At 58.2% G+C, this 14,222-nt stretch carries 11 protein-coding genes; 7 read left to right on the forward strand and 4 right to left on the reverse strand.

Features of this window, described 5'->3' with window-relative positions; all coding sequences use genetic code 11:
• Positions 1-157 precede the first annotated feature (157 nt).
• From TU86_RS08895 to TU86_RS08905, 3 genes are all read left to right on the forward strand, one after another.
• Positions 158-739, forward strand: a complete 582-nt coding sequence (locus tag TU86_RS08895; RefSeq protein ID WP_048363928.1) for an alpha/beta hydrolase — start codon at positions 158-160, stop codon at positions 737-739.
• 50 nt (positions 740-789) lie between these two features.
• Positions 790-1,683, forward strand: coding sequence for a sigma 54-interacting transcriptional regulator (locus TU86_RS08900; RefSeq protein WP_048363929.1), 894 nt, complete (start codon positions 790-792; stop codon positions 1,681-1,683).
• A 142-nt stretch (positions 1,684-1,825) separates the two neighbouring features.
• Entirely contained in the window at positions 1,826-2,608 is a 783-nt protein-coding gene (locus TU86_RS08905) for a MetQ/NlpA family ABC transporter substrate-binding protein (protein WP_048363930.1), read from the forward strand.
• A 51-nt stretch (positions 2,609-2,659) separates the two neighbouring features.
• On the opposite strand, the gene TU86_RS08910 is transcribed toward TU86_RS08905, so the two are convergent.
• Entirely contained in the window at positions 2,660-3,823 is a 1,164-nt protein-coding gene (locus TU86_RS08910; RefSeq protein ID WP_048363931.1) for an AAA family ATPase, read from the reverse strand.
• A 186-nt stretch (positions 3,824-4,009) separates the two neighbouring features.
• Here TU86_RS08910 and TU86_RS08915 point away from each other — a divergent pair, with 186 nt between their 5' ends.
• The 4 genes from TU86_RS08915 (at position 4,010) to TU86_RS08930 (ending at position 10,129) form a co-directional block, all read left to right on the forward strand.
• A complete protein-coding gene (locus tag TU86_RS08915; RefSeq protein ID WP_048363932.1) occupies positions 4,010-5,101 on the forward strand; it encodes an efflux RND transporter periplasmic adaptor subunit in 1,092 nt (363 codons plus the stop codon).
• Positions 5,098-6,165, forward strand: a complete 1,068-nt coding sequence (locus TU86_RS08920; protein WP_048363933.1) for an efflux RND transporter periplasmic adaptor subunit — start codon at positions 5,098-5,100, stop codon at positions 6,163-6,165. The genes TU86_RS08915 and TU86_RS08920 overlap by 4 nt, the downstream gene beginning before the upstream one ends.
• The gene (locus TU86_RS08925; RefSeq protein ID WP_048363934.1) at positions 6,162-9,224 is read left to right on the forward strand and encodes an efflux RND transporter permease subunit; all 3,063 of its coding nucleotides are present in this window, start codon (positions 6,162-6,164) and stop codon (positions 9,222-9,224) included. Before TU86_RS08920 ends, TU86_RS08925 begins: the two co-directional genes overlap by 4 nt.
• Positions 9,225-9,388: 164 nt before the next feature.
• On the forward strand, positions 9,389-10,129 hold the full coding sequence (locus TU86_RS08930; RefSeq protein ID WP_048363935.1) for an SDR family oxidoreductase: 741 nt from the start codon (positions 9,389-9,391) through the stop codon (positions 10,127-10,129).
• 37 nt (positions 10,130-10,166) lie between these two features.
• On the opposite strand, the gene TU86_RS08935 is transcribed toward TU86_RS08930, so the two are convergent.
• The 3 genes from TU86_RS08935 to TU86_RS08945 all read right to left on the reverse strand — a co-directional run bounded on the left by TU86_RS08935 (position 10,167) and on the right by TU86_RS08945 (position 13,972).
• Complete coding sequence (locus TU86_RS08935) at positions 10,167-11,375, reverse strand: c-type cytochrome (RefSeq protein WP_420876364.1); 1,209 nt, start codon at positions 11,373-11,375, stop codon at positions 10,167-10,169.
• Between the two features lie 63 nt (positions 11,376-11,438).
• Positions 11,439-13,223, reverse strand: coding sequence for a GMC family oxidoreductase (locus TU86_RS08940; protein ID WP_048363937.1), 1,785 nt, complete (start codon positions 13,221-13,223; stop codon positions 11,439-11,441).
• Between the two features lie 2 nt (positions 13,224-13,225).
• A complete protein-coding gene (locus tag TU86_RS08945; protein WP_048363938.1) occupies positions 13,226-13,972 on the reverse strand; it encodes a gluconate 2-dehydrogenase subunit 3 family protein in 747 nt (248 codons plus the stop codon).
• Positions 13,973-14,222 lie beyond the last annotated feature (250 nt).

Genomic DNA, 14,222 nt, shown 5'->3' on the forward strand with positions numbered 1-14,222 from the left:
TTTATCCCAATCCCCGACATCAGGTGGGGTCCGTTCCAGCAGAGGCGGGCTTTACTGACTTTTTGGTTATTAATAAATAGCTTCTTATTCCTTAGCGAATCTAAAAACCCTCCCTATACTGGCCCGGTAACGCACACAAAGCAGGAGGCGCACACCCATGGGCAACGAGTCGATTCGCTATTTGATAGTGCCGGGCTGGCAAGGTTCTGCCGACGATCATTGGCAAACCCACTGGCAGAACAGCCTGCCCAACGGTGCCCGTGTGGAGCAGGCCAACTGGTTGACGCCACGGCGCGAAGACTGGATTGCGGCGCTGGCCGAAGCCATTGCGGCCGACAGCACGCCGGTGATTGTGATCGCACACAGCCTGGGGTGCATCACCGTGGCTCATTGGGCCGAACGCGCGCCCGCCAGCCTGTTAAGCCAGGTACGCGGCGCGCTTTTGGTGGCCCCGGCCGATGTCGAACGGCCTGCCTGCGCGCCTGCCCTGCGCAACTTTGCACCCATCCCGACGAGCGTTTTGCCGTTCCCGAGCCAGATTGTCAGTTCCGACAACGACGCCGCTGTCAGCGCCCCGCGGGCGTTGGAATTTGCTCGCAACTGGGGCGCCGAAGTCGGAATTATCAGCGGTGCTGGCCACATCAACGTCAAGTCCGGGCATCAGCGCTGGGAGCAAGGCTTCGCCTTCCTGTATCGCCTGCAAACCCGCATCGAGCACGACGCCCTGCGACGCGCGTGAATTATTTGTAACGCCCGCGCCCACCCTTCGGCGGCGGGCGGGAGCCTGCCATGAGCCTGAATGAAACCTTTGGTCAGCCGCTGCTGACCTTTCCCGACGCTGAAAAAAGCCCGCTCAGCATTCGCGCCAAGGCGCTGGTGTTTGTCGACCCGCGTTCACGCCAACTGCGTAACGATCTGGAGCTGTTGGCGCCGCGTGCGCTGCCCGTGCTGATCCGTGGCGAAACCGGCAGCGGCAAAGAGTTGCTCGCCCGTCACATTCACCGCGCCAGCGACCGCACCGGCTTGTTTGTATCGGTCAACTGCGGGGCGATCAGCCCGACGTATGCCGACGCCGAGTTGTTTGGATACGCTGCCGGCGCCCACAGCAGCTCGGCCAGCAGCCGCGCCGGGTGGTTCGGATCGGCCAATGGCGGCACCTTGTACCTGGATGAAATCGGGGACTTGCCACTGGCCATTCAGACCAAGTTATTGGCCGCGCTGGAAACCCATGAAGTTACCCGCGTGGGCGCGCATCAACCGAGTCCGGTGGATGTGCGCTTAGTCGCGGCCACCAGCATCGATCTGGCGCAGGCTGTGGCAGCGGGCAAGTTCCACGAACGGCTGTATCACTATTTAAGCGAAGGGCGACTGGACTTGCCCGCGTTGCGCGAGCGGCCGGGGGATATTTTGTCGTTGGCTGAATACTTTTTGGGCATCTACAGCCAGCGACTGAACCTCGCCGTGCCGTTTATCAGCGAGCGCGCCCAACGGGTACTGGAGCGCCACAGCTGGCCGGGCAACACCCGCGAGCTGGAGAACGTGATCCATTTTGCGTTGTTGGTGAGTACGGGGGAGGAGATTGAACCCGAGCACTTGAATCTGCCGGATGCACTGAGCCAGATCGCCTTGTTTATCAAAGGGGCGACGGCGCAGGAACTGGCAGCGCTTAAAGACCTGCTTTGAAGAGTGGCGACTTGCAAGTGAACAAAATGGAATAAGAAGCTGAATAAATATTATTGTTCGGGAATAAAGAATCTCGGTATTGTCCGCAGCGTCTTCCCATAAAAACCGTCATCCGAACGGTCACTCGCACTAGGGGCATTGCATGAAAAAGGTTCTGTTGTTTACCGCACTGGCGGCTGCTTTGACGGCAGGCCTGGCACAGGCTAACGAGAAACTGGTGGTCGCCGCGACCCCGGTTCCCCACGCTGAAATCCTTGAACTGATCAAACCGACCCTCGCCAAAGAAGGCGTGGATCTGGAAATCAAGGTCTTCACTGACTACGTGCAGCCCAACGTGCAAGTCGATCAAAAGCGCCTGGACGCCAACTACTTCCAGACCCTGCCGTACCTCAAAAGCTTCAATGAAGGTAAAGGCACTGATCTGGTGACCGTGGTCGGCGTTCATGTTGAACCGTTCGGTGGTTATTCGAAGAAAGTTAAATCTTTGAGCGAACTCAAAGACGGCGCCACCATTGCGATCCCGAACGAGGGCAGCAACAGCGGCCGTGCGTTGATCCTGCTGCAAAAGGCCGGCCTGATCGAGTTGAAAGACCCGAAAAACGCTGTCGCCACACCCAAGGACATCGCTAAAAACCCGCACAACTTCAAATTCAAGGAGCTTGAGTCCGCCATGCTGCCTCGTGTTCTGGATCAGGTTGATTTGGACATGATCAACACCAACTACGCGCTGGAGGCGGGCCTGAACCCGGCCACCGACGCGTTGATCATTGAAGGCGCTGACTCGCCCTACGTGAACTTCCTGGTTGCACGCCCAGACAACAAAGACAGCGACGCCATCCAGAAACTGGCCAAAGCCCTGACCAGCCCTGAAGTGAAAGCGTTCATTGCTCAAAAATACAAAGGTGCTGTGCTGCCAGCGTTCTAAACCCGCGCAGCTTCACTGAAAACGCCGACGGCTTGCACTGCGTCGGCGTTTTTATTTGTCTGGCCAATACCACGCGGGTTGATCCAGCAGGCGTTGGCCGACGACTTCGGTCTGGCCGAGGTTTTTTTCCAGCACGATGCAATTGCATTCCGGGTCTTGCTGCAACGCTGCGATCAGGCGGCGGGCATGGGACACAACCCATACCTGAGTGTGCTGCGAAGCATTGATAATCAGCCGCGCCAGCGCGGGCAGCAGGTCAGGGTGCAGGCTGGTTTCGGGTTCGTTGAGCACCATCATGGTCGGCGGACGCGGGGTGAGCAGGGCAGCCACGAGTAACAGATAGCGCAAGGTGCCGTCTGACAGCTCGGCGGCTGACAACGGGCGCAGCAGCCCTTCCTGATAAAACTCGATATAAAAATGCCCGCCAAACTCGCTGTCTATTGCCAGTTTGGCGCCGGGAAAGGCGTCGCTGATAGCCGCATGCAGGGCCTCGGCCTTGCCGATTTCAAGGATGGTTTGCAGCGCTGCCGCCAGGTCACGGCCATCGTGATGCAGTACCGGTGTGCGTGTGCCCAGTTGCGGTTGACGCACGGGCGCGTCGGGGTCGGTGCGAAAGTGATCGTAAAAACGCCAGCCCCGAATAGACTCGCGCAATTGCAAGACTTCGGGCGATGCGTGCAAATTGCCAACCTGATCGAACAGACTGTCGAACATCGGCGTGTGTTGCGCCAGTACCTGCCAGTTGCGACCGTCGCGAGCACGGATCATGGGCCCTTTACGCTCAACCAGCTCGCTGGCGAGACGGTAACAAGGACCTGCCCAAATGCTTTCATGCTTGATTTGAGGGTCTAGGGTGAATGCTGAACCCTCAGGGATCGGCAGGCCCATAACGATCGCGTAGCTGAAGTCAACGGCTGAAAACCCCAGACGCAGGCGAAAGGTTTCCTTGCGTACGTTGCCCTCGATGTGCACTTCGCCTTGCTTCATGCGCCGAGAGGTCACCTCGGGGCCTGCCCAGAATGTCGACGTAAGGCCGCCTTCACGGGCCAGGGCATTGACCACACCGCCCTGGGCGGTTTCGGCCAACAAGCGCAGGGCACGATAAAGATTGGATTTGCCACTGCCATTGGGGCCGGTGATCAGGTTCAGTCTGGCCAAAGGCACTACCAACTGCTTAATGGAGCGGTAGTTGGCCACCGCCAGGGTTGTTAGCATCTGTGACCTCTTGGAAACATGCGGAAATTATGCACCCAGTCGCAGCCTCAGGCTGCTGTGTGTTTATATCGCAGCCTTCGGCAATCACTACAGATGTTTCGTATGCAGAGCCCGACAGACACTGAACCCTGTTCTACGCTGTCAGTCGTATCGTCAGCTAAATCAGCATCACGCAAAGGAGCCTGCATGGCTGGTCCACGAAGTCAGGTTGTATTGGGCATGAGCCTGTTGGTGCTACTCACCGCGTGCGGCAAAGAGGCCCCCCAAGAGCCTTTGTCGCCACGGGTGTATGTGCAGCAAGTCAGCACACGCGAGTTTGCTCCGCCTATTCAGCTCAGCGGAGACATTCAGGCGCGGGTCGAAACCCAACTTTCATTTCGCGTCGGCGGCAAAATCATCGAGCGCTCGGTGGATGTGGGTGATCACATTCAAGCCAATCAAGTGTTGGCGCGTCTGGACCCCAAAGACTTGAAAATCCAGGTTGCTACCGCTCAGGCCAGCGTCAATGCCCAGCAGGCGCAAGTTGTACAAACCCGTGCCGCGTTTATTCGCCAGCAAAAGTTACTGCCTAAAGGCTATACCAGCCAAAGCGAATACGACGCGGCCAATGCTGCGCAGCGTAGCGCACACAGCGCGTTAGCGGCCGCGCAAGCGCAATTGGCCAATGCCCGTGAACAACTGAGTTACAGCAACCTTGAAGCCGAAGCGTCGGGCGTTATCACTGCACGCCAGGCCGAAGTCGGGCAAGTGGTGCAGGCCACCATGCCGATTTTTACCTTGGCCCGCGACGGTGCTCGAGATGCGGTGTTTAACGTCTACGAGTCATTGTTTATCGACCCCCCCAAAGACCCGACGGTGCAGGTCACGCTGCTGAGTGATCCGCACATCAAGGTCAACGGCAAGATCCGCGAAATCACCCCAACGGTGGCAGCGCAAAGCGGCACACTGCAAATCAAAGTGCAACTGGAGGCGCTGCCCAAGGGCATGGATCTGGGCGCTATCGTGAGCGTTAACCTCACACCGGCCGCCAGCCGCAGCATCGAACTGCCCTGGTCGGCACTGACCAAAGACGTCAGTGAGCCTGCCGTCTGGCTGGTTGACGACAAAAACAGCGTGCACCTGAAGCGGGTCAAGGTCGGGCGTTATCTGACCGGTAGCGTGATCATCAGTGAAGGCCTCAAGGACGGAGAGAACGTGGTGGTCGCAGGCGGGCAACTGCTAAACCCCGGCATGCGGGTCGAAATTGCCCCCACGCCTGAGGGGGGCGCCCAACTATGAAGTGTTTGTGGATAGTGCCGTTCGCTGCCGCACTGCTGGTCGGCTGCTCTGAAGATCTCCCCCCCCAAGCGGTACGCCCCGCCTTATACGTTGTAGTGCAGCCCGAACGGTCAGAGCACCTTGGGCGTTTTGCCGGCAATATCGAAGCCCGCTACGAGAGCACCTTGGGCTTCCGCGTACCGGGGCGCATCGTGCGCCGCTTCTACGACGTGGGCGCAGTGGTTAAACAGGGGGACATCCTGGCTAATCTGGACCCGACCGATCAGCAAAACCAATTGCGCGCAGCCCAAGGCGACTTGGCCAAAGTGCAGGCACAGTTGATCAACGCACAGGCTAACGCCCGCCGCCAGCAAGAACTGTTCGACCGGGGTGTCGGCGCGCAAGCACAACTGGACACCGCTCAGGCTGACCTCAAAACCACTGCTGCCTCGATGCAGCAGGCCGTCGCTGCGGTGAATCAGGCGCAAGACCAACTCAGTTACTGCAACCTGCGCGCCGACCATGACGCGGTCATTACCGACTGGAAAGCCGAAGCAGGCCAAGTGGTCAGCATCGGCGAAGAGGTGGTGACTCTGGCGCGGCCCGAAATCAAGGAAGCGGTGATCGATCTTCCCGGTCCTTTGGCCGAGGCGCTGCCCAAAGGCATTGAATTTCAGGTCGCGGGGCAGCTTGATCCCAATGTCAAAACCACTGCTCACGTGCGTGAAATCGCCCCGCAAGCCGACAGTGCCACCCGTACCCGTCGTACACGGCTGACACTGGACCAAACCCCTCCCGCGTTTCGTTTGGGCAGCTCCGTGAGCGTGACCGTGAGCACCCCGATTGTCGAGCACTTCGAGTTGCCCGTCACCGCGTTACAGGACGTCGATGGCAAAACCCGCGTGTGGGTCATTGACACGCAGACGCAAAGCGTCAGCCCGCAGGATGTGACCGTGCTCAGTCGCGATACCCAGAATGCACTGCTGACCGGTGGTCTCAAACCAGGCGACAAAGTCGTCATTGCCGGCGTGAACAGCCTCACCCCCGGGCAGAAAGTCAGACTCGATAAGGAAAGCTCGCAATGAATGGGAAGTTCAACCTGTCTGAGTGGGCCCTGAAGCATCAGTCGTTTGTCTGGTATTTGATGTTTGTGTCTGTGCTCGCCGGGATTTTTTCGTACATGAACCTGGGGCGTGCCGAAGACCCGAGTTTCGCGATCAAAACCATGGTGATCCAGACGCGTTGGCCGGGTGCCACGGTCGATGAAACCCGGCTTCAGGTCACCGACCGCATCGAGAAAAAACTCGAAGAGCTCGACTCGCTCGACTACGTGCAAAGCTACACCCGCCCAGGCGAGTCCACGGTGTTCGTGTTCCTCAAGGACACCACAAACGCCAAGGCCATCCCGCAGATCTGGTATCAGGTTCGCAAGAAGATCGATGACATTCGTGGCGATTTCCCTCAGGGCATTCAAGGCCCGGGATTCGACGATGAATTCGGAGACGTGTACGGCACAATCTATGCCTTCACCGGCGACGGCTTTACCATGCGCCAATTGCGCGATTACGTGGAACACGTGCGCACCGGCGTTCGTGACGTGCCCAATCGCGGCAAGGTGACGACCATTGGTGAGCAGGACGAAACGTTCTATCTGAATTTCTCCACCCGCAAACTGGCCGCCTTGGGCCTTGACCAGCAACACGTGCTCGAAAGCCTGCAAGCGCAAAACGCCGTCACCCCGGCGGGGGTGATCGAAGCGGGGCCGGAGCGCATGTCGGTGCGCACCTCGGGCCAGTTCCAAACCACCGAAGACCTTGAGGCCGTCAACCTGCGGGTCAATGACCGTTTTTATCGACTGGCAGATGTTGCCGAAATTACTCGCGGCTACGTCGACCCTGCCTCACCCATGTTCCATTACAACGGTAAACCGGCTATCGGCCTGGCGATTGCCATGAACGATGGCGGCAACATTCAAGCCTTCGGCAAACAACTGCATCAACGCATCGACGAACTCACCGCCGAGCTGCCGGTGGGCGTGGATGTGCACATGGTGTCCGATCAGGCTCAGGTGGTTGAAGTGGCCGTGGGCGGCTTCACCAGCGCACTGTTTGAAGCGGTCATCATCGTGCTGGGGGTGAGCTTTATCAGCCTCGGCTTGCGTGCGGGACTGGTCGTCGCCATCTCGATCCCGCTGGTGCTGGCGCTGGTGTTTGTGTTCATGGAGTTTGCTGGCATCGCCATGCAGCGCGTGTCGCTGGGTGCGCTGATCATCGCGCTCGGGTTATTGGTGGATGACGCCATGATCACGGTGGAGGTCATGATCACACGACTTGAAATGGGCGAAAGCAAAGAGGAGGCAGCGACATTTGCTTATCATTCCACGGCCTTCCCCATGCTCACCGGCACCCTGGTGACCGTTGCAGGCTTCGTGCCCATCGGCCTCAACAACAGCTCGGCGGGGGAGTACACCTTCACCCTGTTCGCAGTGATTGCCGTGGCGATGCTGGTGTCGTGGGTGGTGGCCGTGCTGTTTGCGCCGGTGCTGGGCGTGCATATCCTGAGCACCAAGGTCAAACCCAAACCAGAAAAACCGGGGCGACTGGCCCATGCCTTCGACACCGGTTTACTGTGGTGCATGCGTCATCGCTGGATGACCATTGGTGCCACGGTACTGATGTTCGTGCTCTCGGTGTTTGGCTTGGGACTGGTGCAAAACCAGTTTTTTCCGTCCTCGGATCGCCCCGAAATTCTGGTGGATTTGAACCTGCCACAAAACGCATCCATCGAGGAGACCTTAAAAGTCACCCAACGGTTCGAGCAAACCCTCAAGGGCGACCCGGACATCGTGCGTTGGAGCAGTTACATCGGCGAAGGGGCCATTCGCTTTTACTTGCCGCTGGACCAACAACTGCAAAACCCGTTCTTTGCACAGTTGGTCATCGTCAGCACCGGCCTGGAAAATCGCGATGCCTTGATGGAGCGCTTGAACAAACGCCTGCGTGATGACTTTGTCGGTGTGGGCACATTCGTGCATACCCTTGAGCTGGGGCCTCCGGTGGGGCAGCCGCTGCAATACCGCGTCAGCGGCCCCAACATTGACCAAGTGCGCAAGCAGGCGATTGATCTGGCCACGGTGCTGGACGCCAATCCAAATGTCGGTGAAATAAACTTCAACTGGAACGAACCGGGCAAAGTGTTGCGCATCGATATCGCGCAAGACAAAGCACGCCAATACGGTTTGTCGTCCGAAGATGTGGCTCATGTGATGAACAGCATTGTCACGGGGGCAGCCGTCAGCCAGGTCAAAGACAACATCTACCTGATCAACATCGTGGGCCGGGCGGTGGGCAGCGAACGCGGCAGCCCTGAAACCTTGCTCAACCTGCAAATCACCACCCCGAGCGGGACATCCATCCCGTTGTTGGCTTTTGCGTCCGTACGCTACGAACTGGAGCAACCGTTGATCTGGAGCCGTGACCGCATTCCGACCCTGACACTCAAGGCTTCGGTGCGCGGCAGCCTGCAACCCACCGATCTGGTCGCGGATCTCAAACCCGAGATCGAGAAGTTCGCGGCCAACTTGCCGCACGGATATACGCTGCAAACCGGCGGCACGGTTGAGGAAAGCGCCAAGGCGCAAGGCCCGATCGCCAGAGTGGTGCCGTTGATGCTGTTTTTGATGGCGACCTTCTTGATGATTCAGTTGCAGAGCGTGCAGAAGATGTTTTTGGTGGCCAGTGTGGCGCCGCTGGGCCTGATCGGCGTGGTGTTGGCGCTGGTGCCAACCGGCACGCCGATGGGCTTTGTGGCCATCCTGGGAATCCTGGCGCTGGTGGGCATCATCATTCGTAACTCGGTGATCCTAGTCACCCAAATCGATCAGTTCGAACGCGATGGCTACGACCCTTGGCATGCCGTGGTACAGGCCACCGAGCACCGTCGCAGGCCGATCTTGCTCACGGCAGCCGCTGCCAGTCTGGGCATGATCCCTATCGCTCGCGAAGTATTTTGGGGGCCGATGGCCTACGCCATGATCGGCGGCATCATATCGGCAACCTTGCTGACGTTGCTGTTCCTGCCTGCGCTGTATGTGGCCTGGTACAAAATCAAAGAATCGAAGGAGCCAAGCCCGGTGGCTAAATAATCTGTGCCCGCGCCTGCTTGCTTGCGAGGATTTGTCGCGAGCAAGCACGGCTACACCGCTGGATTGTTTAGAATTTCAGAATACTGGTATCAATTTATGAGGCTTTATCCGCGCTGACCGATCTGTGAATCTAGCAGCACACCTTTTCCACTCTGAGTGTTGCCATGACCACTACACCCACGCGCGTTGCCATCATCACCGGCGCCTCGCGCGGCATCGGTGCCGTCATTGCCAGGCAACTGGCCAGCGAAGGGTTTGCCGTCGCCATCAACTACGTCAGCAGCGCCCGCGAAGCTTCTGCGCTGGTGGTTGAATTGCGCCAGGCCGGGCATAAAGCGATGGCCGTGCAGGCAGACGTCGCCAACGCCGCTGACGTGGCGCGCCTGTTCACTGAAACCGAGCAGCAACTGGGCAAGGTGGATGTGCTGATCAACAACGCGGGCATGCTCACCGTGATGCCGTTGGCACAACACAGCGACGAGCTGTACGACCAGACTTTCAATATCAACACCAAAGGCACGTTTAATACCCTGCGTGAGGCGGCTACGCGGCTGAACAGCGGGGGACGCATTGTGAATTTTTCGAGCAGCACCGTGGGTATGAACCTGCCGGGTTATGCGGTGTACATCGCGAGCAAGGCCGCCGTCGAATCACTGACCCAGGTGTTTGCCAAAGAGCTGCGCGGACGGCAGATCACGGTCAACGCCATAGCACCGGGACCAGTGGCCACGCAGCTGTTCTTGCAGGGCAAGACCGAGGAGCAAATCCAGGCATTCGCTAAAATGCCGCCGCTGGAGCGTTTGGGCCAGCCGCAAGACATCGCCCGCATCGTCTCATTTCTGGTCAGCACTGCCGCTGACTGGGTCAACGGGCAAGTGCTGCGAGCGAATGGAGGGTTGGTCTAAGCAGTCAGCGGGTAGCGAAGGGGTCAGGGTTTGCGCCTCACTTGTCCGAACGTAAACCCTTCACATCCGTTGCCTTGACTTCACCCGCCTGGTTGCCCCAACTGGTGCGAATGAAATTCACCACATCCGCCACTTCCTGATCTGACAAACGCCAGTCAAAAGCCGGCATGGTGAAGGTCGAAGGCGCCGTGTGCGTTGCCGGTAATGTTCCGCCCTTGAGCACGATATGAATCAAGGAGGTCGGGTCATCAGACTGCAACACAGGATTGCCGGCCAAGGCCGGGAATACACGGGTGTAGCCGTTGCCGTCAGTGCGATGGCACGCCGCACAGTTATCGATATACACCGCTGCGCCGCGTTTGCTGTCGTCACCGTTCCACAAGGCATCTGCCACGGCCGGATCGTACTGATGCGGCTTGTCAGCCGAGTCAACAGCAGGCAATGACTTCAAGTAGCGTGCGATAGCGGTCAAGTCAGCTTCAGACATGTACTGCATGCTGTGCACGATCACGTCACTCATGCCACCGAAAACTGCACTGCGATCACTGCGACCGGTTTTCAGGAACTGCACCAGTTGCGCTTCGTTCCAACTGCCCAGCCCATCTTTATGATCGCCGCGCAGGTTCTTCGCGATCCAGCCTTCCAGGGGCGCACTGCCTGACAGGAAGGTGCTGCCATCGGTAGCGCTCAGGGCTTTTTCCTGCATAGTCAGTGCGCGTGGCGTGTGGCATGCGCCGCAGTGGCCAAGGCCCTCCACCAGATACGCACCGCGGCTGACCACAGGGTCTTGTTGGGCCACGGGTGTGAAATCTTCAACCGCAGGCGCAAACATCCAGCGCCACATGGCCAGCGGCCAGCGCATGCTCATCGGCCACGGAATATCCACGGCCTGATTCTCTTGCGCGACGGGTTTAACACCGCTCATGAAGTAGGCATACAGCGCTTGCATGTCAGCCTGATTGACCCGCGCGTAGGACGGATAAGGCATCGCCGGGTACAACGTGCTGCCGTTTTTAGCGATGCCATGACGCACGGCTTTGTCGAAGTCTTCAAAGCTGTAATCGCCGATACCGCTTTTATCGGGTGTGATGTTAGTCGAGTAAATAAGGCCAATCGGGGTTTCCATCGCCAGGCCTCCGGCGAATGGTTTGCCCCCCTTTGCGGTGTGGCAGGCCACGCAGTCACCGGCGCGCGCCAGGTATTCACCTTGCTGGATCAGTGCATGCGCGCTGTCTTGGACGGCCATTGCCGCAGTGCTGCCCAACAGGGCCAAGATGGCGATAACAAATGTTTTCATGGTCATCGCTCCTTATGCCTGAACCAGTGGGCCGGGGTTTTTCAGGTACTGCTCACGAATCGCCCGGGCTGACCAGTACGTCAACGCAGCCACCAAGCCTGTTGGGTTGTAGCCCAAACCTTGTGGGAACGCCGAGGCGCCTGGCACAAACACGTTATGCACATCCCAACTCTGCAAGTAGCGGTTCAGGGCACTGGTTTTGGGGTCGGTGCCCATGATTGCGCCACCGTTGAGGTGAGTGGTCTGGTAGGACGCGGTGTTGAAATGGTCACCGACTTTTTTACCGATCAAGGCGATGGCTTTCGGGTTCATCGCTTCGGCGATCTTGCCCATCTTTTCCATCATGAAACGGTTCATTTTGATGTCGTTTTCTTGCCAGTCGAACGTCATGCGCAGCAGTGGCTGGCCGTAGGCGTCGCGGTAAACCGGATCGAGATCAAGGTAGTTACCGCGGTAAGACTGATGCGCACCGTGAGCGTCCATTGAGACCTGATGCGTGTAGTAATCGGCTGTGGCCTTTTTCCAGGCGCTGCCCCACGCCGGGGTGCCGGGCGGGTTGGACGTACCGGCAATCGGGCGACTGCCTGCCTGGTTGACCCACATCGGCGAACCGCCCACAAAACCGTGGGGGCCGTGATCGAAGTTATCGGCGTTGAAGTCATCGATGGCCACGCCATTACCGCCAGCGCCGATGAAGTTGTTGGTGTGCACGTCTTTGTCGAAGTACGCCTTGATCGTGCCCATGTTCTGGTAGGCAAAGTTACGTCCCACCACCCCTTCATTGGTAATCGGGTCGTAGGGTTTACCGATCCCGGAGAGCAGCATTAAACGCACGTTGTGGAACTGGAACGCACCCAAAATCACCAAGTCGGCAGGCTGCTCGATTTCGCGGCCCAATGCGTCGATGTACGTCACGCCCGTGGCTTTGGTCTTGGTGTTGTCCAGGTTCACGCGAATCACGTGGGCGTTGGGGCGCAGTTCGAAATTAGGCACCTGCTTGAGCGCAGGCAGGATGTTTACGTTGGGCGATGCTTTGGAATACATGTAGCAGACGTAGCCACTGCAAAAACCGCAGAAGTTGCACGGCCCCATCTGCGCGCCGTAGGGGTTGGTGTACGGCCCGGAAGTATTGGCTGAAGGCAGGTTGTAGGGCTTGTAGCCCACCTCGTTGGCGGCCTTCTGAAACAGCTGTGCAGAAACGGTGTTTTTCTGCGACTCCAGCGGGAAATGATGCGAGCGATCCGGCGCATACGGGTTGCCGCCTTTGCCTTCGCCGACCAATTGACCGTTTACCGTCCATGCCTGACCCGAGGTGCCGAACACTTTTTCGGCGTAATCGAAGAACGGCTCCAGCTCTTCATAGCTCACGCCGAAGTCCTGGATGGTCATGTCCTTGGGGATAAAGTGTTTGCCGTAACGCTCTTCGTAATGGCTGCGCATGCGCAACTCAATAGGGTCAACACGAAAGTGCACCCCCGACCAATGCAAACCCGCCCCGCCCACACCGTTGCCGGGGAGGAAGGCACCCAACTGGCGATTAGGCAAAGCGACGTCATTCACGCTGTGGCGGATGGTGACAGTTTCTTTCGATACGTCTTGAAAGAGTTTTTTTCGAACGCTGTAAGTGAGTTCGTCGATTACTTGCGGGTAGTTGCCATCCGGGTAAGTGTCCTGCATCGGGCCGCGTTCAAGGGCGACAACGTTCAGTCCTGCTTCGGTGAGCTCTTTGGCCATGATCGCGCCGGTCCAGCCGAAACCGACGATAACTGCATCAACTTTTTTCATTACGGTGGTCATGCTCAAGCCCTCTCGCCGCGAATGGAGACTGCCGGGAAGGGGTATGGTTCGTTGCGTTCAACCCAGTCCATGAAATCAGCGCGCGCGCCGGGAAAGCCGATCAAGGTCCAGCCGACCATGCCTTTGTTGCCCCCGTGAATCGGGTCGCAGAAAAAGCCTTCTTTGGTGTTTTGCAGCAAAAAGCTAAAGAACATCTTGGCCGGGACACTCTCAAATTGCGGGGCGCCTGCTTCCAGCTGTTTGAGTACTTCGTCTCGGGTAGCGCTGTCTAGGCCAGCAAATACTGAACCATGTACCTTTTTGCAGTGCTCATCCGTAGCGGCAATGCCCAGGCGATAAATCTGGTTGGGCACCAGTTTGCTCTGCCAGCCCATCTCGGCAGGGGCGTCAGCATTGAACGGGCCTTGCATGAACCACAGCGCGCCGCTGGCATAAGGTGTGTTCATTTGGCGGTCGATGTATTCCGGCACGCCTGCTTCCAGAGCACCGGGGCCTTGTTCGTCGGCCGGGATCAAACGCGCCACGGCAGCATTCACAAACGCCCATTCTTCAGCGGTGAAATATGTCGGTTCATAGGCTTTGCCGGGCGCCGGCGTGCGGCCCTCAGCCGACGAAGCGGTCTGTGCGTCAGCGTTGGAGGTGGTCATGAGCACAGAGCCGCCAAGGCTGGTGCTGGCCACCGTTACAACAGGAATCAGGGTCAGGGTTTTGCGCAGAAACTCACGCCGCGGGTTGTCTTGCTCAGACATGAGGCACCTCATCAGGCAGTCACGGATTACAGCTGCTCATGGGCAGCTTCTCGTTTTGGCAGGCGGTACGGGGTCGAAAACAACCTAAAAAAAACACGCAGGCAAAAATTGGTTACAAATTCTAACAGGCCATTCGCCTTGATGAACCGTTTCGTGCGTAATTTTGCCGCACCCATGGCCAATTGATTTTAAGTGTTTGCACCATGACGAATTTTTGACAAATGGCTCACGGAGTTTTTATCCGGTTTAA

It is taken from the genome of Pseudomonas weihenstephanensis (assembly GCF_001043055.1).
Lineage (GTDB): Bacteria > Pseudomonadota > Gammaproteobacteria > Pseudomonadales > Pseudomonadaceae > Aquipseudomonas > Aquipseudomonas weihenstephanensis.

Bases quoted from the DNA above. Each gene is read 5' to 3' on its own strand.
- TU86_RS08895 (WP_048363928.1), top strand. From the start codon at position 158: ATGGGCAACGAGTCGATTCGCTATTTGATAGTGCCGGGCTGGCAAGGT.
- TU86_RS08900 (WP_048363929.1), top strand. From the start codon at position 790: ATGAGCCTGAATGAAACCTTTGGTCAGCCGCTGCTGACCTTTCCCGAC.
- TU86_RS08905 (WP_048363930.1), top strand. From the start codon at position 1,826: ATGAAAAAGGTTCTGTTGTTTACCGCACTGGCGGCTGCTTTGACGGCA.
- TU86_RS08910 (WP_048363931.1), bottom strand. From the start codon at position 3,823: ATGCTAACAACCCTGGCGGTGGCCAACTACCGCTCCATTAAGCAGTTG.
- TU86_RS08915 (WP_048363932.1), top strand. From the start codon at position 4,010: ATGGCTGGTCCACGAAGTCAGGTTGTATTGGGCATGAGCCTGTTGGTG.
- TU86_RS08920 (WP_048363933.1), top strand. From the start codon at position 5,098: ATGAAGTGTTTGTGGATAGTGCCGTTCGCTGCCGCACTGCTGGTCGGC.
- TU86_RS08925 (WP_048363934.1), top strand. From the start codon at position 6,162: ATGAATGGGAAGTTCAACCTGTCTGAGTGGGCCCTGAAGCATCAGTCG.
- TU86_RS08930 (WP_048363935.1), top strand. From the start codon at position 9,389: ATGACCACTACACCCACGCGCGTTGCCATCATCACCGGCGCCTCGCGC.
- TU86_RS08935 (WP_420876364.1), bottom strand. From the start codon at position 11,375: ATGGCCGTCCAAGACAGCGCGCATGCACTGATCCAGCAAGGTGAATAC.
- TU86_RS08940 (WP_048363937.1), bottom strand. From the start codon at position 13,223: ATGACCACCGTAATGAAAAAAGTTGATGCAGTTATCGTCGGTTTCGGC.
- TU86_RS08945 (WP_048363938.1), bottom strand. From the start codon at position 13,972: ATGTCTGAGCAAGACAACCCGCGGCGTGAGTTTCTGCGCAAAACCCTG.